We start from the raw sequence: 22,399 nt of genomic DNA on the forward strand, positions 1-22,399 counted from the left end.
CCCGGCATGTTGCGGGGCCATGCCGGCGAACGGCTATCGTCGGCGATATCCTGGCGGGTCGGCCGGTGTTGTCGTCGGGGGGCGCAAAGGTTTGCCCAGCGCGCGGCGAAACCATCCGCATGAACATCGATCGTCAATATATTGACGAATAATGATATTCAGGCCGAGAGAACCCGTTTGAAGTGGCGCTCCACTTCGCGCTCCGCCTCGGCCCAGGGATCGCGATTTTCACCGAGGACAGCGCGCACCTGCACGTCGAAATCCGCGTAGTGCTGGGTCAGCGCCCAGATCGAGAATATGAGGTGGTGCGGATCCGAATGCGCCAATCGCCCCGCTTCCATCCAGCCGCCGATCACCCCGGCGCGGTCGTCCACCAAGCGCCGCAGATCGCCCGCGAGCGCCCCCCCCATGACCGGTGCCCCGCGCAGGATCTCGCCCGCGAAGAGCCGGCTTTCACGCGGGAAGTCGCGCGCTAGGGCCAGCTTGCGTCGCACGTAGCCCAACATCTCGTCCAGCGGCACGCCGCCCGGATCGAGCGCGCGGAGCGGGTCGAGCCACGTGTCGAGCAACTGGTCCAGCAGCGCGGTGTAGACCGCATCCTTGCCGGCGAAATAGTAGAGAAGGTTCGGTTTGGACAAGCCGGCCGCCGAGGCGATCCCGTCCAGCGTCGCCCCGCGAAAGCCCTCGGCGGCGAACACATCGAGCCCGGCATCGAGGATCCGCGCGCGCCGGTCCTTCTGTATCCGGGTATCCCCGTCCGCCATCGCTGCCCGCTCCTCATGCCGGGGCCCGTCCCCGCCGCCTTGAAACCGGGCATCCGCCGGATCGGGCCGCCGGGCGGCGCGGGCCGGTTGACTGCCCTTCGACCCGTGATAGCGTCGCTTTTACCGAACGGTCAAATATCGGGGGATACATGGCAGCCGCAGGACAGAATCTCCGCATCGACCCGGACCGCCTCTGGGACAGCCTGATGGAGATGGCCAAGATCGGCCCCGGCGTCGCGGGCGGCAACAACCGCCAGACCCTGACGGACGCCGATTCCGAAGGCCGCCACCTGTTCCAGCGCTGGTGCGAGGACGCCGGCTGCACAATGGGCGTCGACGCCATCGGCAACATGTTCGCCCGCCGCGAAGGAACAGAGGACCTGCCCGCCGTCTATGTCGGCTCGCATCTCGACACCCAGCCGACCGGGGGAAAATACGACGGTGTCCTGGGCGTCCTCGGCGGGCTGGAACTGATCCGCACGCTCAACGACCTCAACATCCGCACCCGGCACCCCATCGTCGCCACCAACTGGACCAACGAGGAGGGCACGCGCTTCGCCCCCGCGATGCTCGCCTCGGGCGTCTTCGCGGGTGTCCACACGCAGGACTGGGCCGAGGACAAGACCGATGCCGAGGGCCACCGCTTCGGCGACGAGCTGGACCGCATCGGATGGCGCGGCGACGAGGAGGTGGGCGCCCGCCGGGACGACATGCACGCCTTCTTCGAGCTGCATATCGAACAGGGCCCCATTCTCGAGGCCGAGGGCCGCGACATCGGCGTCGTCACGCATGGGCAGGGCCTGAGCTGGACGCAGGTGACCGTCACCGGCAAGGACGCGCATACCGGCTCCACCCCGATGCCGATGCGCAAGAATGCGGGGCTCGCCATGGCGCGCATCCTCGAGGCGGTGGAGGCGATCGCGCTGTCGCACGCGCCCCACGCCGTCGGCGCCGCGGGCCATATCGAGGTCCACCCGAATTCCCGCAACGTCATACCGGGCAAGGCAATCTTCACGGTCGATTTCCGCTCGCCCGATCTTTCGGTGATCGAGGATATGGAGGCACGGCTGCGCACCGAAGGCCAGAGGATCGTGGACGAGATGGGCCTCGAGATTGTGTTCGAGAAGGTCGGCGGGTTCGATCCGGTCACCTTCGACGAGGGCTGCGTCACCGCAGTCCGCTCGGCCGCCGAACGCCTTGGCTACAGCCATATGGACATCATCTCGGGTGCGGGCCACGACGCCTGCTGGATCAACCGGGTCTGTCCCACGGCGATGATCATGTGCCCCTGCGTCGACGGACTAAGCCACAACGAGGCCGAGGAGATCACCAAGGACTGGGCCCGCGCGGGGGCCGACGTTCTGCTGCACGCGGTGGTCGAGACGGCCGAGGTCGTGTCGTGACCCGCCGCGCCGGAGGGCCGTGCCGATGACGCCCCTTATGCGCGCGCTCGCCCTCTTTGCGGGCATCTTCTTCGTGGTCAATCTGGGCTTCGACGCCTACCGCGCGGGTGGTCTGACGGCGGCGGCCTTCGCATCGGCCTTCGTGACCACCGCGATCGCCACCCTGCTCTACTGGCTGTTCCTGCGGTGGCAGGCCTCGCGGAAGGACCCGGACTGATGCTCGACCAGCCCCGCGCCGACGAGACCCAGCTGCGCATCGACCTCACCGCCTGCCTGCGCCTCGCCGCCCGGAACGACTGGCACGAGGCGGTCGCCAACCACTTCTCGGCCGCCGTGTCGGATGACGGGCGCCGCTTTCTCGTGAACCCCCGCTGGGTGCATTTCTCGACTGTGCGGGCTTCGGACCTCTTGGCTGTCGATGCCGACGACCCCAGCACGATGGACCGCCCCGACGCGCCCGACCCGACCGCCTGGACGATCCACGCCGCCCTGCACCGCGCGCTGCCGCAGGCCCGCGTGGCCCTGCACCTGCATCCGCCCTACCTCACCGCGCTGGCCGGGCTGAAGGATCCCCGGATCAAGCCCATCGACCAGGTTACCGCCCGGTTCCACAACCGCCTCGCCTACGATCTCGATTTCGGCGGGATCGCCCATGACGCGTCCGAGGGCGACCGGATCGCGCGCAGCTTCGGCAACCACGCCGCCGTTCTCATGGGCAATCACGGGGTGACCACGCTGGGTGCGACGGCGGCCGAGGCCTACGACACGATGTATCACCTTGAACGCGCCGCGCGGACGATGGTGCTCGCCTATTCGACGGGCCAGCCGCTCGCGGTCATGCCCGACGACCTGGCCGAGGAAACGGCCCGCGGCTGGGAAGTCGATCCGACCGAGCGCACCGCCCATTTCGAACAGATGAAACGCATCCTCGACGCCGAGGAACCGGAGTACCGCCAATGATCCGCGCCCTCGCCGCCCTCGCGCTCGTAACGCTCGCCGCCTGCCTGCCCACCGCGCAGACCCCCGTGCCGGACCCGCAGACCTACGGTCCCACATCGGCGCCCGTCCCCTTCGCCGTCAGCCGCCTCCTGCCGCGCGGCGTCACCGCCCAGGACGTGCGCGTCGCCGACAACTGCTATGGCTACGCCTACCAGGGCCTGATCTACCCCGTGCTGATCCCGCGCGGGACGCAATACTGCCTCTGACCACGGACCATCCCGAATGCATCGCTTCCTTTTTCCGCTTCTCCTTCTTCCGGTCGCTTGTGGCCCCGCGGCCGGCGGTCTCGGCGGCGGCACCCTGCCCGTCCCCGAGATCCTGCCCCCCGAGGTCGAGCGCAACCTGCCGCCCGGCGCCGGTCGCGAGGCGCTCAGCCTGCAATCGGGCTGCTGGTATGTCGATGACGGCGCCGGCGCCCGGCCCCTGACCGATATCGAGGGCACCCCCATCTGCCTGTGACGCGCGCCCGCGCAGTTTCTTCCACCCGCCCGTAATCCGGAGGTTCCCATGTCCAAGGTCATCAAGAACGGCACCATCGTCACCGCCGACCGCCAGTGGAAGGCCGACGTCCTGATCGAGGGCGAGCGCATCGCCGAGATCGGCGAGAACCTCTCGGGCGACGAGACGATCGACGCCAGCGATGCCTATGTCATCCCCGGCGGCATCGACCCGCACACCCATCTGGAAATGCCCTTCATGGGCACGACGGCCGCCGAGACCTTCGAGAGCGGCACCTTCGCCGCCGCCGCGGGCGGGACGACGATGCTCGTCGACTTCTGCCTGCCGGGCGAGGACGGATCGCTCCTGAACGCCATCGACGAATGGGACCGCAAGAGCCGCGACCAGATCTGCTGCGACATCAGCTACCACATGGCGATTACCGGCTGGAACGAGGGCATCTGGGGCGAGATGGAGGCCGTCGTGAAGGAGCGCGGCATCAACACGTTCAAGCACTTCATGGCCTACAAGGGCGCGCTGATGGTCGAGGATGACGAGATGTTCGCGTCCTTCCGCCGCTGCGCCGAGCTGGGCGCGCTTCCCCTCGTCCATGCCGAGAACGGCGACATCGTCCAGGCCATGCAGGAAAAGCTGCTCGCCGACGGCGTCACGGGCCCCGAGGGCCACGCCTACAGCCGCCCGCCCGAGGTCGAGGGCGAGGCCGCCAACCGCGCCATCATGATCGCCGATGCCGCCGGCACGCCGCTCTATATCGTCCATGTCTCCTGCGAGCAGGCGCACGAGGCCATCCGGCGCGCACGCCAGAAGGGGATGCGCGTCTACGGCGAGCCGCTGATCCAGCACCTGACGCTGGATGAGAGCGAGTATTTCGACAAGGACTGGCAATACGCGGCGCGCCGCGTCATGTCCCCGCCGTTCCGGTCCAAGGACCACCAGGACAGCCTCTGGGCGGGTCTCGCCTCCGGCTCCCTCCAGGTCGTCGCCACCGACCACGCGGCGTTCTCGGACGAGCAGAAGCGCATGGGCGTCGACAACTTCACCCTGATCCCCAACGGCACCGGCGGCCTCGAGGAGCGGATGGCGATGCTCTGGACCCGCGGGGTCGAGACGGGCCGCCTGACGCCCGAGGAATTCGTCGCGGTGACCTCCACCAACATCGCCAAGATCCTCAACATCTACCCCATGAAGGGCGGCATCGCGGTGGGCGGCGACGCGGATCTCGTGGTCTGGGACCCGTCGATCCACCGCACGGTCGCCGTCAGCACCCAGAAGTCGATCATCGACTACAACGTCTTCGAGGGCATGGAGCTGAAAGCCGCCCCCCGCTACACCCTCAGCCGCGGCGACGTCATCTGGGCCCACGGCCAGAACTCCCAGCCCCAACCGGGCCGGGGCCGGTTCGTGAAGCGGAAGCCGTTCGCGAGCGCGAGCCAGGCGCTGAGCAAGTGGAAGGCGCTAAACACGCCACGGAAAATCGAGCGCGATCCGATGAACATTCCGGCGGGGGTTTGATGGCGGTTCTTAGTGTGCGTTAAATGCCCTCTGTCCTGCTTTCACACCGGAAAGAACTAAGAGTGTCCGTTCCAGATCTTCCAGACACGAGTGGTCTTCTTCTACTTTCAGAAGAAGAGTGGGACGCCCTTTCGCCGGATGACCAAGTTGAAAACCTCGTGAATTGGTTCCTAGTGAACTACGAGGACCCAGCAAACGAGCTGCCCTACAATGGGCGTGAAGGAGGTTATCAGTGGATTAACGGGGAATCTTCGACAGCTGAAAGTGCCTTATCAGAAAATTTCAATATATTCGTTGCTGACGAGATAATCAGTGCAGCGGTGTCTAAGATCGAAGATGATTGGGGAATTTATGAGTGGTCACCGGCATCGGACAGGAGCCAAATAGAAAGCGAAGTCCCGCCGCTGGAAATTGAACTAAAATCTCAGCTGGATCAGCTTATAGTTCAACTCGAAAGTCTTAAATCTCCCGCTGGATTGGGCCATAACCATCCGCCCGCTCGCATCTCAGACAGCCCGATGACTAATGACGAAATTGATGAGGCGATAGTTGCGGCTACAACTTTAGCTTCGGCGACAGGAAATAATGCTGTTACGACGTTAGAGACACACGCATCACTACGGCTGCTACAGAGAACGTCGATTAAAGTCGGCAGCTGGCTTGGAGCAAGGGCAACGATTGGAGCAGATGCTTTGGTAAAATCGACGGCTACGGTCGCCGGTGCAAAAATAGTAGTTTCTTGGGACGAGGTTCAGATGCTTCTGGAAAACGCTATTAAAATTGCAAACATGATGTTTTAGGCTTTTGTCCATGACCACCATCTCTGCCCAATCCCTCGACCTCGTCTTCCCGGCCCCCGACGGGCCCGTCCATGCGCTCTCGGACATTACGCTCGACATCGCCGAAGGCGAGTTCGTCTCCTTCATCGGCCCCTCGGGCTGCGGCAAGACCACCTTCCTGCGCTGCGTCGCGGCCCTGGAGACCCCCACCGGCGGCACGCTGACCGTCAACGGCATGACGCCCGACGAGGCCCGGCGCGCCCGCGCCTATGGCTACGTGTTCCAGGCCGCCGGGCTCTATCCGTGGCGGACCATCGGGAAAAACGTCACCCTGCCGCTCGAGATCATGGGGTATTCCAAGGCCGACCGCACCGCGCGGATGGAGGAGGTGCTGGAGCTGGTCGAGCTCGGCAACTTCGCCAACAAGTACCCCTGGCAGCTGTCTGGGGGCATGCAGCAGCGCGCCTCCATCGCCCGCGCGCTGGCCTTCGACGCGCCGATCCTGCTGATGGACGAGCCCTTCGGCGCGCTGGACGAGATCGTGCGCGATCGGCTGAACGAAGAACTCCTCGCCCTTTGGGCGCGCACGACGAAGACCACGCTCTTCGTGACCCATTCGATCCCCGAGGCGGTATACCTGTCGACCAAGATCGTCGTCATGTCCCCGCGCCCCGGCCGGATCACCGATATCATCGACTCGCCGCTCCCAAAGGAGCGCCCGCTCGACATCCGCGACAGCCCCGAATTCCTCGCCATCGCGCACCGCGTCCGCGAGGGCCTGCGCGAGGGGATGGAGGCCGCATGATGCCCTGGCCCACCGTCGCCGACCTCGTCGCGGTCGCCGTCGCGCTCTGGTTCCTGTTCGCGCCGCGCTTCGACGAGCTCGTGAACCCGCTGACCGGCGCGCTGGCGGGCTTCGTGGTGCTGTCCTCGCTCTGGCGGATTTGGAAGCGCCACGGGTCGGCCTCGTGATCCTCCGCCGCGCCACCGCCGCCGACGCGCCCGCCTGCGCCGCGATCGTCGCGCGCTGGATCGACGCGACCGACTGGATGGCCGATGGCCCGAGCGTGGCCGAACTGGAAGCACTGATGCGCGACGGCTTCCCCCGGCGCGAAGCCTGGGTCGCGGAGGCGGAGGGCCGCATCGCCGGGTACCTCTCGATGCGCGCGGAGGAGGACCACATCGTCGGCCTCTACGCCGATCGGCCCGGCCACGGCACCGGCCGCGCCCTCATCGACCAGGTCAAGACGGGCCGCGACCGGCTCCAGCTCAACAGCCACGCGCCCAACACCGCCGCCCATCGGTTCTACGAGCGCGAAGGCTTCCGCGTCACCGCGACGGACCTGCCCGGCGAGGACGGCGTCCCCGAAATCCGGATGGAGTGGACGCGATGACGCCGCGCGCACAGAGGCGTCCCGCATGACCGACGCGCCGCTCTCCGCGCCCGGTGCCGCCATCGGCCGGTCGGGCCGCGTGGCCCTGATCGTGCGGCGCATGGCCCATGGCACGCTGCCCGTCCTCGTGGTCATCGCGGCGCTGCTGGCGCTCTGGTACGCGGCCTGCATCCCGATGAACGCTCAGCAATCCGCGCTCGAGGCCGAGCGGGCCGGGATCGCCGTCTCGCCCCCCACCGCCGCCGAGCGGCGCGACATGGCAGGCCTCGCCATCGCGCTCGCCAATCCCGGCCCCGCCACCGCCCGCGCCTTTGCGCAGGAGCGGCCGCGCCTGCCCGCTCCACACCAGGTCGTCACCGAACTCTGGAACACGACCGTCGGGCAGGAGATCACCTCACGTCGCAGCCTCGTCTTCCACGCGGGCATCACCCTCGGGCCGACGCTTCTGGGCTTCGTCATCGGCTCGCTCGCGGGGATCCTGCTGGCCATCGGCATCGTCCACAGCCGCGTCATGGATGTGAGCGTCATGCCCTGGGCCATTGCGTCCCAGACGATCCCGATCCTCGCCATCGCGCCGATGATCATCGTCGTCCTGAACTCCATCGGCATCCAGGGACTGATCCCGAAGGCGATCATCTCGGCCTACCTGTCGTTCTTTCCGGTGACGGTCGGTATGGTGAAGGGCCTCCGCGCGCCCTCGACCGCCGACCTCGACCTGATGCGGACGTGGAACGCGGGGGCCGGGCGCACGCTGGTGTCGCTCCGCCTGCCGACCTCACTCCCCTATCTCTTCGCCTCGCTCAAGATCGCCGTTGCCGCGGCCCTCGTGGGCGCGATCATCGGAGAGCTGCCCACCGGTGCCGTCCGCGGCCTCGGCGCGCGGCTGTTGGCGGGAAGCTACTACGGCCAGACGGTCCAGATCTGGTCGGCGCTCTTCGGCGCGGCGATCGTCGCCGCCCTCCTCGTGATGCTGATCGCGGGGATCGAACGTCTGACGCTCCGCCGCATGGGTCTGGCGCGATGACCCTCGCCGCCCTCCCCCGCGGGCCCTCGGCCCTCCTGATCCTCGCCGGGCTGGCGCTGCTCGTGGACCTGCGGATCGCGGTCCTCCTGACGCTCTGGGCGATCTTCTGGGCGGCGAACGCGGCCCTCGTCCGCCATGGCGGCCGCGCGGCCGACCTCGCGGCGCCCATCCTCTTCGGCGTCACGCTCCTCGTCCTCTGGGAGGCGACCGTCCGCCTCTTCGACGTGCCCACGGTCATCCTGCCCGCGCCCAGCCTCATCGCGGGGGCCATCGCCTCGAACCTCCCGATCCTCTGGGCGGATTTCGTGCAGACCGTCCTCAAGGGTGCGCTGACCGGCTGGCTGATCGGCTGCGGCGCGGCCATCGGCGCCGCACTCCTGGTGGCGCGCTCGGACCTACTGCGCCGGGGTCTCCTGCCGGTCGGTAACTTCGTTGCGGCCCTGCCGATCGTCGGCACCGCGCCGATCCTCGTGATGTGGTTCGGCTTCGGCTGGGAATCGAAGGCGGCGGTCGTCGTGGTGATGGTGTTCTTCCCGGTCCTCGTGAACACGGTCGCGGGCCTCTCGGACAACACGGCCATGCAGCGCGACCTGATGCGCACCTACGGCGCCACGCCGGGCCAGACGCTCCGCCACCTGCGCCTGCAATCGGCGCTGCCCTTCATCTTCAACGGGCTCAAGATCGCGACCACCCTCGCCCTGATCGGCGCCATCGTCGCGGAATTCTTCGGCAGTCCGACCGTCGGCATGGGCTTCCGCATCTCGACCGAGGTCGGTCGCTTGAACCTTCCGATGGTCTGGGCCTCCATCACCGTCGCGGCGCTGGTCGGAAGCCTCAGCTACGGCCTCATCGCCATGTTGGAAAAACGGATGACCTTCTGGCATCCTTCGCAGAGATCCCGTCGCTAAAGGCGGGCCGGGCGGGACACCCCCGCCTGATAACAGGGAGACGACGACTTGAAACATCTCATCGCTTCGGCCGCCATCGCATGCGCGGCCACCGGCGCGGCCTTCGCCGACGCCCATGCCGACAACGCGGTCACGCTGCAACTGCAATGGGTCACGCAGGCCCAGTTCGCGGGATATTACGTGGCGCTCGACAAGGGCTTCTACGAAGAGGAAGGCCTCGACGTCACGATCCTGCCCGGCGGCCCCGACATCGCCCCGCCGCAGGTGCTCGCGGGCGGCGGCGCGGACGCCATGCTCAACTGGATGCCCTCGGCGCTGAGCGCGCGCGAAAAGGGTCTGCCGGTCGTCAACATTGCCCAGCCCTTCAAGACCTCGGGCCTGATGCTGACCTGCTGGAAGGACACGGGCATCGAGGGTCCCCAGGATTTCCGCGGTAAGACCATCGGCGTCTGGTTCTTCGGCAATGAGTTCCCGTTCCTCAGCTGGATGTCGCAGGAAGGCATCCCGACCGAGGGCGGCGATGACGGCGTGACCGTGCTCAAGCAGGGCTTCAACGTCGATCCCCTCCTCCAGCGCCAGGCCGACTGCATCTCGACGATGACCTACAACGAATACGGCCAGGTCCTCGATGCGGGCATCTCCGAGGACGAGCTCGTGACGTTCAAATACGAGGACATGGGCGTCGCGACCCTCGAGGACGGCATCTACGTGCTGGAAGAGAATCTCGAGGATCCCGCCTTCGTCGAGAAGATGACCAAGTTCGTGCGCGCCTCGATGAAGGGCTGGAAATACGCCGAGGAGAACCCCGAGGAGGCCGCGGGGATCGTGCTCGACAACGACGAGACCGGCGCCCAGTCCGAAGCCCACCAGCTTCGCATGATGGGCGAGATCGCCAAGCTGACCGCCGGCTCCAACGGCGCGCTCGACGAGGCCGATTTCCAGCGTACCGTCGACACGCTGCTGGCCGGCGGCTCCGACCCGGTCATCACCGCCCAGCCCGAGGGCGCGTGGACCAGCGTGATCACCGACGCCGCGCTGGAGTGAACCGCGACGCGCGCGATACCGAACGGGGGCGGCCTTCGGGTCGCCCCTTTTCACGTGAGCCACACGCACGACGGATGACCATGGTTCCCGACCCGTTCCCCACACGCTGCCGTTCCGATCCGACCCACGGATCGTACGGAGCCGCGCCCCATGGGGATGCACCGTGAACCGGCTCATGGAATGGCTGCGCCGCCTGAGCGGTCGAGCGCCGCTCGATCCGCGCCTCCGTCGCATGACGGACACGCCACGCAACGAATACATCTTCTTCGAAGTCCCACCCGGCGAGACACCCAACAGCGCTTTCACCAAGCTGACGACGGCAAGCGATCCGATCCATGCAAGCGACGGCGGGGCGTCGGAACATGGCTGCTCGGTCGAGACACCGGACGGCGTCGTCTACCATTGTCTCGTGACCAATCGGGATGTCGATGGGTGGAGGACGGATATCGCCGCCGGGGCGCGACACCACGGCTGGTCGCTCGCGAAGATCGAGGGGCGCCGCTTCGCCCTCGATGACGGTCGGACCTATCCCCTGGCCGATTGCCGCATCGCGTTCTTCTAGCGGCGGGCGCCAATCGCGGCGTGTGCCCGGCGGCCATGACCCGACCGATCCTCGACGTGATGCCCCGCCATACGCCCCCGATCCCGGTCGACATGCCGTGCCCGCACTGGACCGCATCCCGGCCCGGGCCTAGGCTCGGGACACACCCCACCGACCGCCGGAGACACCCCATGCCCCGCCTCGCCGCCGCCCTTCTCCTTGCCGCCGCCCTGCCCGCGCAGGCGCAGGACGCACCGATCTGCGGCGGGATCAGCCTCGTGGGGGACTGGCTCGGCGGCACCGCCGACGCCTCCGACATCGCCACCGCCGAGGCGCCCTTCGATGCAAGCGGCGCGGTTCCCATTGCGGGCCATCTCGTGCGGATGTTCACCCTGTCGGCCCGCGCCGAGATCCGGGTCGAGGTCGCCGCCCGCCCCGAGGGCGACCCCTATGTGACCATCTTCGACGCCGCAGGCACGCAGGTCGGCGAGGATGACGACGGCGGCGGCGACTTCGCCGCCCGGGCCGAGATGTCGCTGGAACCGGGGTCATATTGCCTCGCCGCGCGGAGCTACGAATCCGGCGTGACCGAGGTGGATCTTCGCGTCGGGCGCGCCGACCAGCCCGCCATGACCGCGCGGGCCGAGACCGCCCCGGCCTATCAGGGCGAGGCGTCGGGCGGCTGCGGCGCGCCCGACATCGCCGTGCTGGCCGAGGGGATCACCGCCGCCGACATCGCCGACGGGCTGTCGGCGGGCGGGCCGACGGGCGCGACCCCGGCCTGGGCGCTGTCGCTGGCCGAGCCACTCTCGCTGACGCTGACCGGGGTGAGCGAGACGGGCGATCCCGTACTGCGGCTGCGCGACGGGACGGGACGGCTTCTGGCCGAGAACGACGATGCCGACGGGCTCGACAGCCGGATCGACATCGCGGACCCATTGCCGCCGGGCGAGTACTGCCTCGAGGTGGAAGACCTGAACGGTTCCGAGAACGACGTGTTCGTCGAGATCTTGTCCTTCGATCCCGATGCCGAGCGGCGGCGCGAGATCGCGGCGGGCAACATGGCCCCCGGCCCCTCGGACGACACGCCGCTGCGCGAGATCGGCACACTCGAGACGGTGCTCGTGACCGAGGCGCAGGCGACAACCGAGGCCGTTTGGTTCAGCCTAAATGTCGCGCAGGGCGGGCTGGTGCTGATCGAAGCCCTGGGCAATGGGCTCGACCCGGCGGTCAGCCTCTTCGACCGGGCGGGCCGCGACATGGGGCGGAACGATGACGGGCCGAACGGGCTCGACGCGCAGCTCGTTACCAAGCTCTTTCCCGGCGAGTACCTGCTTGCGCTGCGGATGGTCGGCGACGGCCAGAGCGGCCCCGTGCGCATCGTGATGGAGCGTTACGTCCCCGCGCAATAGGCCGCCGCAGCCCGGCCTACTTGTTCATCTTCGACAGCATCGCCTGCATCTCGGCCAGCTGCTTGCGGATCGCATCGAGCTCTTCCTTCGATTGCGGTGCCGCGTCGCTGCCCTCCGCGGGCAGCTCGCCCGGCGCGGCGCCGCCCTCGACCGGGGCGGTCCAGCCGCCGGTCATCGCCTTGAAGAACGCGGCCTGCTGCTCCTGCATGGCCTTGAAGCCGGGCATCTGCGCCATCGGGTTCATCGCGGTCATATTCTCGACCATCTTCGACTGGCCCGAGCGCAGCATCTCGAAGCTGGAGGCGAGGAAGTCCGGCACCACCGATTGCGCCGCGCCGGTATAGGAGCGGACGAGGTCGGTCAGCACACCCAGCGGCAGCACGCTGTCGCCCTTGGATTCGTGCTCGGCGATGATCTGCAGGAGGTAAGAGCGCGTCAGGTCGTCACCCGATTTCAGGTCCACGATCTGCACCTCGCGGCCGGCGCGGATGAAGCCCGCGATGTCCTCGAGCGTGACGTAGTCGCTGGTCTCGGTATTGTAGAGCCGCCGGCTCGCGTAGCGCTTGATGAGCAGCGGCTTCGTGTCATCCGACATCGCTGGACCTCCGTTGGGTGCAGTGCAGCGTAGCGGTTCCGCAGCGCAGCGCAAACGAAAAGGTCCGACCCGGACCTTGCCGCTTCGTAAGGCGGAGGGCTCCATGATGCGGATGCAGAAAGGGCGGGCCCTCGCGGACCCGCCCCTCACGGTCGTTCGACCGGCGACGTCCTTACTTGGACGCGGCCTTCTTGCTGGCGGCTGTGGCCTGCGCGGTCGCCTTCTTGACGGCCACGGTGGCGTCTTCCTGGGCTTCCTTGCCGGCGGCCATCATCAGCTCGACGGTGTCCATCTGGACCTTCTTGGCGATCTCGGCGAAGGCGGCCATGTTCTCGGCAGCCACTTCGGCAGAGGCCGAAGCGAAATCGGTGAAGGACTTGGCGTAGTCGGCCGGCTCGTCCTTGACGGAGGCGACGGGCGCCATCTTGTTCAGTGTCTCGCGGGTCCACTTGTGGCTGATCTCGGCCGACTGCTCGGCGGCGTTCAGGGCCACGGCGGACATCTTCTCGGCGAAGGCGGCCTGCGTCTTGAAGGCCTCGGTCATCGCACCGGTGTCGACCGGCATCATGCCCATCATGTCGGACATGTACTTGGTGAAATCTTGCGTCTTGGTCATCATGTTGTTCTCCTCGCGTGTCTCTGGCGCCAGCGGCCGATTGCGGAACCGGTCCGTGCTGCGTCTGCGAAAGGATATACATGCTGCATCGCGGCATTGCAAGGGTGGATTGCTGCACTGCAGCATAAAAATTCCGCCACGAAATCGCGGATGGCCAATGCCGGATGCGTCGCGCCGAGCCTTATATAACCCACTGATTATGTATAGTTATTTTTAGCGTCTGGTGCCGCCCGACCCGAAACCACCTCCACATCGCCTCGCCCACCCGGCGAAAATACTCGCGACGAACGAACGTTCCGCCGTGCGACCCGGCTAACCCGTCAGGCCGCGCGATCCTTCGACTTCACGTATTGCCCCGGCGCCGCCTCGATCACCGGGTGGTTCGGCCCGCCGGGCTTGCGCGCCGCGACCTTCTTGCCCGAACGCGGCCGCACCCATTCCTCCCACCGCGGCCACCATGACCCCTCGTGATAGACGGCCTTTTGCTGCCAATCCTCGGGCGTCTCGGCTTCCAGCCCCTCGTCGTTGATGTAGTGGCCATATTTTTTCTTCGAGGGCGGATTCACGATGCCCGCGATATGCCCGCTCTCGGAGAGGATGAACGTCTTGTCGTCCGAGCCCATCTTGTCGACCGTGTGCCACGCGCCCTTCCACTGGGCGATGTGGTCGGTCTCGCAGGCGATCGCGGCCAGCGGCACCGTCACGTCCCCAAGCGTCAGCCCGTCCTCGCCCAGAAGCGAGAAGCCCGTCGTCGCCAGCTCGTTGGCCAGGCAGAGCTTGCGGAGGTATTCGGTCACCATCGGGCCGGGCAGGTTGGTGCCGTCGCCATTCCAGTAGAGCAGGTCGAAGGCGGGCGGCGCCTCGCCCAGCATGTAGGACTTGATCGCGGGTCCGTAGACGAGGTCGTTGGACCGCAGGTAGCTGAAGGTCCGCCCCATGAAGAACTTGTCGAGATAGCCCTTCTGCTTGCTCTCGCGTTCGATCCCGTCGACGAAGTCGTCATCGAGGAACACGCCCATCTCGCCGGGATCGCTGAAATCCGCCAGCGTCGTGAAGAAGGTGGCCGACGCCACCGAGGTATCGCCCCGCCGTGCCATCAGCGCCAGCGTCGCGGCCAGCGTCGTCCCCGCGATGCAGTAGCCGATGGCGTTGACCTGGTCCTGCTGCGTGATCTCGCGGGCGACGTCGATCGCGGTCAGGTAGCCGTCAGTCACGTAGTCGTCGAGGCCCACATCCGCATAGCTCGCATCGGGGTTCACCCAGCTCACCACGAAAAGCGTGTAGCCCTGGTCCACGATCCATTTGATGAGACTGTTCTGCGGCTTCAGGTCGAGGACGTAGAACTTGTTGATCCAGGGCGGGAACAGGACGATCGGCCGCGCATGGACCTGCTTCGTCGTCGGCGCGTACTGGATCAGCTCGAACATCCGGTTGCGGAACACGATCGATCCTTCGGTCGCGGCGATGTTGCCGCCAACCTGGAACGCGTCCGGGTCCGACAGGGTCACCAGCCAGTCGCCGTGGTTCGCTTCGATATCCCGCACGAGGTTCTCCAGCCCCTTCACGAGGCTTTCGCCCTCGGTCTCGACGGCGCGTTGCATCGCCTCGGGGTTGGTCGCGAGGAAGTTGGTCGGCGCGAAGAGATCGACGATCTGCTGGCTGAAGAACTCGACCCGCCGTTTGTCGGCCATGTCGAGCCCGCCCAGGTCGGCCACCGTGTCGCGGATCGCCGAGGCGCTGATCTGATACTGCTGCTTGAGGAAATTGTAATAGGGATGCTCGTCCCAGAGCGGGTTGGCGAAGCGGCGGTCCTTGGGCAGGTCGTCCGCCGCCGGGGCGGGCTTGCCCTGGGCCAGAGCGCCCTGCGCCTCCATCGCGTGGCGCAGCGCCTGCCCCCAGTATCCGACCTGCCGTTCGATCAGTTTGCCGGGATTGTTGGCCAGCTCGGCCCAATAGGCCGCCATCGCCTTGGCGTAGAGTTCCGGTCCCGGCCCCTGCAATCCCTGGTCCGAGGATTGCCGCTGCGACAACGCACCGACCAGCCGCTTGGTCAGTTCGTCCATCCGCGCAAGATTGGCGTTCATGCGCTCCAGCGCGCCCCCGTCCGTTTCGTCACGCTTCGTTGCATTCGCACCATCTTCGCTCGTCATCGCTTGCCTTCCGCGTTCATGCTGCACATGCTAACACCGCAAGACCTAGCACGTTGGGTCTGCGGACCCAATGCGGCAGGGTCCAAATCCATGCCGCGTCGCTCTTCGAGGGAATACCCCATGCGCTTCATGGCCGCCTACGACATGATGGAAGCCGCCCGAAACACGAACGCATGGCTGGGGGCCACGGCCCGCACGATGGCCAGCTATCCGGCCTTCGCGCTGATCCCGAACCCCGCCTTCCAGTGGATGGCCGCCTGGGGCGAGGTCACCGAGCGCAGCTTCGAGCGCATGATCGTCAAACCCGACTGGAACATCCCGCCCCTGACGGGCGAAGACGGGCGCGACCACATCGTCGCCGTCGAGACCGAGGTCGAGCGGCCCTTCGGCGACCTCATCCGCTTCAACGTGCAGGGCCGCGCCCCGATGGCCCGCCGCATCATGCTGGTGGCGCCGATGTCGGGCCATTACGCCACGCTGCTGCGCAGCACGGTCGTCTCGCTCCTGCCCGATGCGGATGTCTACATCACCGACTGGCACAACGCCCGCGACATCCCCGTCAGCGCCGGCAAGTTCGACGTCGAGGATTACACCCTCTACCTCGTCGATTTCATGAAGGCGCTCGGCCCCGACATCAACGTCATCGCCGTCTGCCAGCCCGCCCCCCTGACGCTGGCTGCGACGGCCCTTCTGGCCGAGCAGGACCCCGACGCCCAGCCCTCGACCCTGACGCTGATCGGCGGTCCCATCGACCCCGATGCCGCCGCCACCGACGTCACCGATTTCGGCCGCCGCGTGACCATGGGCCAACTCGAGCAGTCGATGGTCCAGCGCGTCGGCTTCAAGTACCCGGGTGTGGGGCGGATGGTCTATCCGGGCCTGCTGCAGCTCGCGTCCTTCATGTCGATGAACGCCGAGACCCATTCCAAGGCCTTCGCCGACCAGGTGATGAACGTGGCCGAGGGCACGGCCAGCGATCACGACCGGCACAACAAGTTCTACGACGAATACCTCGCCGTGATGGACATGACCGCGGAGTTCTACCTCTCAACCGTCGAGCGCATCTTCAAGGGCCTCGAGATCGCGCAGAACCGCTTTACCGTCGACGGCCACCAGGTCGATATCGGCAAGATCACCCGCGTCGCCGTCAAGACGGTCGAAGGCGGCAAGGACGACATCTCGGCCCCCGGGCAATGCGTCGCGGCGCTCGATCTGCTGACGGGCCTGCCCGACGACAGGAAGGCCAGCTATCTCGAACCCGAGGCCGGGCATTACGGCATCTTCGCGGGTGGCTCGTGGCGGCGGAACATCCGGCCACTCGTGCTCGACTTCATTGACGCCAATTCCGGCAAGGCGACGCCCAAGCGCCGCAAGCCGAAGCTGCGCGCGGTCGAGACGGCCGACGTCCCGCCGCCCTCGCCCAACGTCGCGGTCTGATGCCCGATCTCGGCTTCGCCTGTCGCTGCGGCGAACTTCGCGGGGTCGTCGCCGATGTCGCGCCCGCCGACTATACGCATATCGCCTGCCACTGCGCCGATTGCCGGTCGGCCTATACCCATCTGGGCCTCGCCGATCCCGAGAAGGTCGAGATCCTGCAGACCGCGCAGGACCGCATCCGCATCACCCAGGGCGGCGAGAACCTCCGCATCATGCGCCTGTCGCCGAAGGGCGCGCTCCGCTGGTACGCGACCTGCTGCGACACGCCGCTGTTCTTCACGCCGACCAAGGCGCGCTTCGTCCATGTCGGCGTGAATGCCGACCGGCTGGACGATGCGACCGAGGCGGGGCCCGTCGTGGCCGAGGCCTTCATCCCGGCCCCGGACGGCAAGGCCGGGCACAAGGGCATGCCGAAGATGGTGGGCAAGATGCTCGTGCGGATGGCCGCCAAGAACCTCAATGGCGACTGGAAGGACAGTCCGTTCTTCGAGGCCGACGGGACCACCCCGACCGTGATCCCGCAGGTCCTGACGCGCGAGGAACGGGCCGCCGCCCTGATGGGCGTCCGCCGGGCCTGACGAGCCGTCCCCGAAACGGCCCGTATCGAATCGGATTCTCCGAACTTCGCGGGTGTGTCCGCCGCGCGCGTTCACACGGCGTTAGCACCTGTGGCGGCATTGTGGCGCGGAATCGGAGCGATGCGCTCCCGCGCCGAGAGGATGTGATGACCGCCCGTCAGAACCCCGAGAGCCAGACGTGGCACGTGACGCCCGACCTCCTCGGGGTGCTCGATGCCGACGGCAAGTTCATGCGCACCAATCCCGCGTGGTTCGCGACGCTCGGGCGCACCCCCGAGGATATCGAGAGTCGGCTCTTCTTCGATTTCATCCATCCCGAGGACATCGCCCGGACCGCCAAGGCCTTCGTCGATATCCAGCACGGTCGCCCCATCCTGCAATTCGAGAACCGCTATCGCCACAAGGACGGCAGCTATCGCTGGCTCTCGTGGAACGGCGTCCCCGAGGGCGACCTGTTCTTCTGCTCCGCCCGCGACGTGACCGAGGCCAAGGACAATGTCACCAAACTCGCCCTGCGCGAGATCGAGGGCAAGCTGCGCGAGCAGTTCATCTCCATCCTCGGCCACGACCTGCGCAACCCGCTGGCCGGCGCGACCTGCGCCGTCGAGTACCTGCGCGATCGCGAGACGCTGTCGGACCGCGGCCGCACCGTGATCGCCACAGCGGACCAGTCGCTGCGCCGGATGTCGACGCTGATCGACGACGTTCTCGATTTCGCGCGAGCGCGGCTCGGCGGCGATATCGGCGTCGACCGGCGCTGCGGCGTGGTGCTTCGCCCCGTCCTCGCCCAGACCGTCGCCGAGATCGCGATGGCCCATCCCGACACCGTCTTCGAGGAAGAATACGCCTTCACCGATCCCGTCGCCTGCGATCCCGACCGTATCGCACAGCTCGTCTCGAACCTTCTCGGGAACGCGGTCTTCCACGGCGAGCCGGGCGGGACGGTCCGTATCCGCGCGGCGGACGACGGCGACCGTCTCGCCGTCGCCATCACGAACCACGGCGGCCGCATCCCCGCGGCGGTCAAGGCGATGCTGTTCCAGCCGTTCCGGCGCGCCGACCCCGGCAACAGTCCGAACGGTCTGGGCCTCGGACTCTATATCTCAAAGCAGATCGCCGACGGCCATGAGGGCGACATCGCGGTCGACTCCGACGGGACCGAGACCACCTTCACGCTGCGCATCCCGCGCGACCTGACCCCGGCGGCATCCGACGCGCCCGAACGGCTGAGCGCGTGAGACGGAGACGGGCGTGCCGGTCCCCCGGCGCGCCCGCATCTTCATCATTCGCAGGGGGCAACGGCCCCCGGCGCGACCCCGGATTCAGTGCCCTAGGATCTGGCTCAGGAAGAGCTTCGTGCGCTCGTTCTGCGGGTTGCTGAAGAAGGCCTCCGGCTCGTTCTGTTCGACGATCTGGCCCGCATCCATGAAGATGACCCGGTTCGCGACCTGGCGGGCGAAGCCCATCTCGTGCGTCACGCAGAGCATGGTCATCCCCTCCTCGGCGAGCTGGATCATCGTGTCCAGCACCTCCTTGATCATCTCGGGGTCGAGCGCCGAGGTCGGCTCGTCGAAGAGCATGATCCGGGGCCGCATGCAGAGCGACCGCGCGATGGCCACCCGCTGCTGCTGACCGCCCGAGAGCTGGCCGGGATACTTGTTGGCCTGGTCGGGGATCTTCACCTTCTCGAGGAAGTACATCGCCGTCTCTTCCGCCTCGCGCTTGGGCGTCTTGCGAACCCAGATCGGCGCCAGCGTCAGGTTTTCGAGCACCGTCAGATGCGGGAACAGGTTGAAGTGCTGAAAGCACATGCCGACCTCGGACCGAATCTTGTCGATATTCTTGAGATCCGACGAGAGCGGCGTGCCGTCGACCACGATCGAGCCCTGCTGATGCTCTTCCAGGGCGTTGATACAGCGGATCAGCGTCGACTTGCCCGAACCCGAAGGTCCGCAGATGACGATCCGCTCACCCCGTTGCACCGTCAGGTCGATGTCGCGCAGCACGTGGAACGACCCGTACCACTTGTTCATGTTCTGGATATCGATCGCCACCTCGTCGGAGACGGTCATGCCCTGCGGGTTGGTGTCCAATGCAGCCATGTCGGCCTCCTATCGATGGTCGGTGCGCAGCTGGCGTTCGAGCCACTGCGAATATTGCGAGATGCCGTAGCAGACGACGAAGAACAGCACGCAGGCCGCGGCCCAGAGCTCCCAGTAGACGCCCGTCCAGTCGGTCGAGCTGAGGATCGGGCCCCGGATCATGCCGACGAGGTCGAACATCGAGATGACCGAGACCAGCGTCGTGTCCTTGAAGAGGCCGACCGCGACGTTGACGATGCCGGGGATCGAGATCTTCAGCGCCTGCGGCAGGATGATCAGCCGCATCGCCTGCGGGTAGTCGAGCCCAAGCGAATCCGCCGCCTCGTACTGGCCCTTCGGCAGCGCGGCGAGACCGCCCCGGATCACCTCGGCGATATAGGCCGAGGAGAAGGCCGTGATCATGATGATCACCCGCACGATCAGGTCGAAGTTCGAGTTCGGCGGCAGGAAGTAGGCCAGGACCACGTTCGCCACGAAGAGTAGCGTGATCAGCGGCACGCCGCGGATGAACTCGATGAAGACCACGCAGAAGCCCTTGACGATGGGCAGGCGCGATTGCCGTCCCAGCGCCAGCACGATCCCGATCGGCAGCGACAGGGACACGCAGACGACGCCGAGGATCATGTTGAGCATGAACCCACCCATCTGGCGCGACGGCACGGCCTCGATCGCCAGGAAGTCGCGTCCGGCGTCGATCACGAAGCCCCCGACCCAGAGCGTTACGATGAAGGTCGCCACCCCGGCCAGGAGCCCGAGCACGAAGCCCCGGCGCTCGACGCGGGTGAAGACCATGTAGCCGAGCGCGATGCCGAGGGCGACGAAGATCGGCGACAGCGCCGTGCCGCCCCAGATCAGCCAGTAGGCGAGGAACGGGTAGATCGCCGTCGCGATCAGCGTCCAGCGCGGCATCTTGAAGAACAGGACCGGCGGCACCGCGAGGAACAGGAGCGCGAAGGCCAGCGACGGCCGCCAGCGCAGGTAGTCGGGATACTGGAACCCGAAGAGAAGCTGCGGCCAGCGCTCGGAGAGGACCGCGAAGCAGCCCCCGCCGCTGCCCTGCAACTGCTCGCGACAGTCGCGGATGTCCTCGCCGGTCCAGGTGCCGTTCACGATCCACGGGATCAGGCCCGACAGGAGGTACCAGACGACCAGCAGGCCGAGGATGGTCATCACCGTGTTGAACCAGCCCGAGAAGAGGTTCTCGCGAACCCACTTGACGATCCCGGTCTCGGCCACCGGCGGCGGCGCGGGCGGGATCTCGCTTTCGCGGACGAAGGCGACGGAATGTGCGTGTGCGTCGGACATCTCAGCGCTCCTTCAGGGCCACGGAATTGTTGTACACGTTCATGATCGCCGAGATGGCGAGGCTGAACGTCAGGTAGAACGCCATCAGGAGAAGGATGCATTCCAGCGCCCGGCCCGTCTGGTTGAGCGTGATGCCCCCCAGCGTCCCCGTCAGGTCCATGTACCCCACCGCGATGGCAAGCGACGTGTTCTTGGTGATGTTGAGATATTGCGAGATCAGCGGCGGGATGATGACCCGAAGCGCCTGCGGCAGCACCACCAGCGACATGATCCGGCCGGGACGCAGGCCCAGGGCTGCGGCCGCCTCGGTCTGTCCCTTGGATACCGCGAGGATGCCCGCGCGGACGTTTTCGGCGATGAAGGCGCCGGTATAGATCGACAGCGCGAACCACAGCGCGATCAGCGACGGTCGCAGCAGGAAGCCGCCCTCGAAGCGGAAGCGCCCCATCTCGGGGTTCTCCATGCCGACGGGGAAGCCCAGCACCACCTGCGCGATCACGACCGGCAGGATCAGGATGGCGAGCGACGGCAGCAGCGTCGGCACCTCGCGGCCGTGATCGTAGAGCTGCTTGCGCGCGTAGCTGCGCCAGCCGAACACGCCGAGGATCGACGCCGCGACGATCGCCGCGATCAGCCAGCCCTGCCCGCTGAAGGTCAGGCGCGGGATGAAAACGCCCTGGTTGGTCGCCGCGAACATCCCGAAGAGCAGCGACCGCTCGGGGTCGGAGCCGTCGCGCGGCAGCCGGAAATCGGAGATCGCCGGGAAGGTGTTCGCCGCGACGGTGAAGATGATGATGATCCAGATCAGAACCGGGATGTTGCGGAACATCTCGACATAGACGGCCATCAGCTTGGAGATGATCCAGTTGTTCGACAGGCGCAGCACGCCCGCGATCACGCCGAAGATCGTCGCCGTCACGCAGGCGAGGACCGCCACGATGATCGTGTTGATGGCGCCGACGATGGTGGCGCGCAGATGCGTCGATTGCGACGTGTACTCGATCGGCTGCTGGTTGATGTCGTAGCCGGCCGGAGCCTGGAGGAAGTCGAAACTGATGCCGACCTGCTGCAGAACGGGGTTGTTGATCGCGTTGTTGATCATCCAACCGAAGAACAGGAACAGCAGGATCAGGGCGATGAACTGGAACGTATAGCTCCGGTATCGCGTGTCGTTGATCAGCTGCCCGAAACGGAATCCTTCCGCCTTCGGCGGATCGGTCATCGTCGTCATTGGCTTTCCCCGTGTCCCTGCGGGCACTTGGACCCCTGCGGTCCGTCGGGGTCATATGTCGCCCCGTTTCCCGCACCCGCGGGTTTCTAGTCGTCTGTGGAAGAAGAAAGGGCGCGACTTGCGCCGCGCCCTTTCAGGTCGATGTC

General features: G+C 66.7%; 25 protein-coding genes. 18 read left to right on the forward strand and 7 right to left on the reverse strand.

What is annotated here, in order from left to right; genetic code table 11:
- Positions 1-158 precede the first annotated feature (158 nt).
- The gene (locus ACK8OR_RS13415) at positions 159-764 is read right to left on the reverse strand and encodes a TetR family transcriptional regulator C-terminal domain-containing protein (protein ID WP_410189945.1); all 606 of its coding nucleotides are present in this window, start codon (positions 762-764) and stop codon (positions 159-161) included.
- A gap of 149 nt (positions 765-913) precedes the next feature.
- On the opposite strand from ACK8OR_RS13415, the gene ACK8OR_RS13420 reads away from it, so the two are divergent.
- The 15 genes from ACK8OR_RS13420 to ACK8OR_RS13490 all read left to right on the forward strand — a co-directional run bounded on the left by ACK8OR_RS13420 (position 914) and on the right by ACK8OR_RS13490 (position 12,239).
- Complete coding sequence (locus ACK8OR_RS13420; RefSeq protein ID WP_410189946.1) at positions 914-2,167, forward strand: Zn-dependent hydrolase; 1,254 nt, start codon at positions 914-916, stop codon at positions 2,165-2,167.
- A 25-nt stretch (positions 2,168-2,192) separates the two neighbouring features.
- Complete coding sequence (locus tag ACK8OR_RS13425) at positions 2,193-2,384, forward strand: hypothetical protein (RefSeq protein WP_410189947.1); 192 nt, start codon at positions 2,193-2,195, stop codon at positions 2,382-2,384.
- A complete protein-coding gene (locus ACK8OR_RS13430; protein ID WP_410189948.1) occupies positions 2,384-3,127 on the forward strand; it encodes a class II aldolase/adducin family protein in 744 nt (247 codons plus the stop codon). Before ACK8OR_RS13425 ends, ACK8OR_RS13430 begins: the two co-directional genes overlap by 1 nt.
- Positions 3,124-3,372: a hypothetical protein gene (locus tag ACK8OR_RS13435; protein ID WP_410189949.1), complete on the forward strand. Its 249-nt coding sequence runs from the start codon at positions 3,124-3,126 to the stop codon at positions 3,370-3,372. The genes ACK8OR_RS13430 and ACK8OR_RS13435 overlap by 4 nt, the downstream gene beginning before the upstream one ends.
- 16 nt (positions 3,373-3,388) lie before the next feature.
- A complete protein-coding gene (locus ACK8OR_RS13440) occupies positions 3,389-3,625 on the forward strand; it encodes a hypothetical protein (RefSeq protein ID WP_410189950.1) in 237 nt (78 codons plus the stop codon).
- Between the two features lie 48 nt (positions 3,626-3,673).
- Positions 3,674-5,137 carry a dihydropyrimidinase gene (gene hydA / locus ACK8OR_RS13445; protein ID WP_410189951.1) on the forward strand — a complete coding sequence of 488 codons (1,464 nt, stop codon included), beginning with the start codon at positions 3,674-3,676 and terminating at the stop codon, positions 5,135-5,137.
- A 23-nt stretch (positions 5,138-5,160) separates the two neighbouring features.
- Positions 5,161-5,937 carry a hypothetical protein gene (locus tag ACK8OR_RS13450; RefSeq protein WP_410189952.1) on the forward strand — a complete coding sequence of 259 codons (777 nt, stop codon included), beginning with the start codon at positions 5,161-5,163 and terminating at the stop codon, positions 5,935-5,937.
- Between the two features lie 10 nt (positions 5,938-5,947).
- Complete coding sequence (locus ACK8OR_RS13455; protein WP_410189953.1) at positions 5,948-6,721, forward strand: ABC transporter ATP-binding protein; 774 nt, start codon at positions 5,948-5,950, stop codon at positions 6,719-6,721.
- A complete protein-coding gene (locus ACK8OR_RS13460) occupies positions 6,718-6,888 on the forward strand; it encodes a hypothetical protein (protein ID WP_410189954.1) in 171 nt (56 codons plus the stop codon). Before ACK8OR_RS13455 ends, ACK8OR_RS13460 begins: the two co-directional genes overlap by 4 nt.
- The gene (locus ACK8OR_RS13465) at positions 6,885-7,310 is read left to right on the forward strand and encodes a GNAT family N-acetyltransferase (protein ID WP_410189955.1); all 426 of its coding nucleotides are present in this window, start codon (positions 6,885-6,887) and stop codon (positions 7,308-7,310) included. The genes ACK8OR_RS13460 and ACK8OR_RS13465 overlap by 4 nt, the downstream gene beginning before the upstream one ends.
- A gap of 100 nt (positions 7,311-7,410) precedes the next feature.
- Positions 7,411-8,334 carry an ABC transporter permease gene (locus ACK8OR_RS13470; RefSeq protein WP_410190688.1) on the forward strand — a complete coding sequence of 308 codons (924 nt, stop codon included), beginning with the start codon at positions 7,411-7,413 and terminating at the stop codon, positions 8,332-8,334.
- The gene (locus tag ACK8OR_RS13475) at positions 8,331-9,242 is read left to right on the forward strand and encodes an ABC transporter permease (protein ID WP_410189956.1); all 912 of its coding nucleotides are present in this window, start codon (positions 8,331-8,333) and stop codon (positions 9,240-9,242) included. The genes ACK8OR_RS13470 and ACK8OR_RS13475 overlap by 4 nt, the downstream gene beginning before the upstream one ends.
- Before the next feature lie 48 nt (positions 9,243-9,290).
- Positions 9,291-10,286, forward strand: coding sequence for an ABC transporter substrate-binding protein (locus ACK8OR_RS13480; protein ID WP_410189957.1), 996 nt, complete (start codon positions 9,291-9,293; stop codon positions 10,284-10,286).
- 163 nt (positions 10,287-10,449) lie between these two features.
- Positions 10,450-10,848, forward strand: a complete 399-nt coding sequence (locus ACK8OR_RS13485; protein WP_410189958.1) for a hypothetical protein — start codon at positions 10,450-10,452, stop codon at positions 10,846-10,848.
- A gap of 170 nt (positions 10,849-11,018) precedes the next feature.
- Positions 11,019-12,239: a hypothetical protein gene (locus ACK8OR_RS13490; RefSeq protein WP_410189959.1), complete on the forward strand. Its 1,221-nt coding sequence runs from the start codon at positions 11,019-11,021 to the stop codon at positions 12,237-12,239.
- 16 nt (positions 12,240-12,255) lie between these two features.
- On the opposite strand, the gene phaR is transcribed toward ACK8OR_RS13490, so the two are convergent.
- The 3 genes from phaR to phaC form a co-directional block, all read right to left on the reverse strand.
- Positions 12,256-12,834, reverse strand: coding sequence for a polyhydroxyalkanoate synthesis repressor PhaR (gene phaR, locus ACK8OR_RS13495; protein ID WP_410189960.1), 579 nt, complete (start codon positions 12,832-12,834; stop codon positions 12,256-12,258).
- A gap of 172 nt (positions 12,835-13,006) precedes the next feature.
- Positions 13,007-13,450: a phasin, PhaP gene (locus ACK8OR_RS13500; RefSeq protein ID WP_410189961.1), complete on the reverse strand. Its 444-nt coding sequence runs from the start codon at positions 13,448-13,450 to the stop codon at positions 13,007-13,009.
- A 320-nt stretch (positions 13,451-13,770) separates the two neighbouring features.
- Positions 13,771-15,600, reverse strand: coding sequence for a class I poly(R)-hydroxyalkanoic acid synthase (gene phaC, locus ACK8OR_RS13505; RefSeq protein WP_410189962.1), 1,830 nt, complete (start codon positions 15,598-15,600; stop codon positions 13,771-13,773).
- 120 nt (positions 15,601-15,720) lie between these two features.
- Here phaC and phaZ point away from each other — a divergent pair, with 120 nt between their 5' ends.
- From phaZ to ACK8OR_RS13520, 3 genes are all read left to right on the forward strand, one after another.
- Positions 15,721-17,037, forward strand: coding sequence for a polyhydroxyalkanoate depolymerase (phaZ, locus tag ACK8OR_RS13510; protein WP_410189963.1), 1,317 nt, complete (start codon positions 15,721-15,723; stop codon positions 17,035-17,037).
- Complete coding sequence (locus ACK8OR_RS13515; RefSeq protein ID WP_410189964.1) at positions 17,037-17,615, forward strand: DUF6151 family protein; 579 nt, start codon at positions 17,037-17,039, stop codon at positions 17,613-17,615. The genes phaZ and ACK8OR_RS13515 overlap by 1 nt, the downstream gene beginning before the upstream one ends.
- 146 nt (positions 17,616-17,761) lie before the next feature.
- The gene (locus ACK8OR_RS13520; RefSeq protein ID WP_410189965.1) at positions 17,762-18,853 is read left to right on the forward strand and encodes a PAS domain-containing sensor histidine kinase; all 1,092 of its coding nucleotides are present in this window, start codon (positions 17,762-17,764) and stop codon (positions 18,851-18,853) included.
- Positions 18,854-18,937: 84 nt separating this feature from the next.
- Here ACK8OR_RS13520 and ACK8OR_RS13525 read toward each other — a convergent pair whose 3' ends face one another.
- Genes ACK8OR_RS13525 through ACK8OR_RS13535 form a run of 3 tightly spaced genes read right to left on the reverse strand, consistent with a single transcriptional unit; the run spans position 18,938 to position 22,253 of the window.
- Entirely contained in the window at positions 18,938-19,717 is a 780-nt protein-coding gene (locus ACK8OR_RS13525; RefSeq protein ID WP_410189966.1) for an amino acid ABC transporter ATP-binding protein, read from the reverse strand.
- Between the two features lie 9 nt (positions 19,718-19,726).
- On the reverse strand, positions 19,727-21,022 hold the full coding sequence (locus ACK8OR_RS13530; protein ID WP_410189967.1) for an amino acid ABC transporter permease: 1,296 nt from the start codon (positions 21,020-21,022) through the stop codon (positions 19,727-19,729).
- A gap of 1 nt (position 21,023) precedes the next feature.
- Positions 21,024-22,253 carry an amino acid ABC transporter permease gene (locus ACK8OR_RS13535; protein ID WP_410189968.1) on the reverse strand — a complete coding sequence of 410 codons (1,230 nt, stop codon included), beginning with the start codon at positions 22,251-22,253 and terminating at the stop codon, positions 21,024-21,026.
- Positions 22,254-22,399: the final 146 nt, after the last annotated feature.

Source organism: Jannaschia halovivens (assembly GCF_046452375.1).
GTDB classification, from domain to species: Bacteria; Pseudomonadota; Alphaproteobacteria; order Rhodobacterales; family Rhodobacteraceae; genus Jannaschia; species Jannaschia halovivens.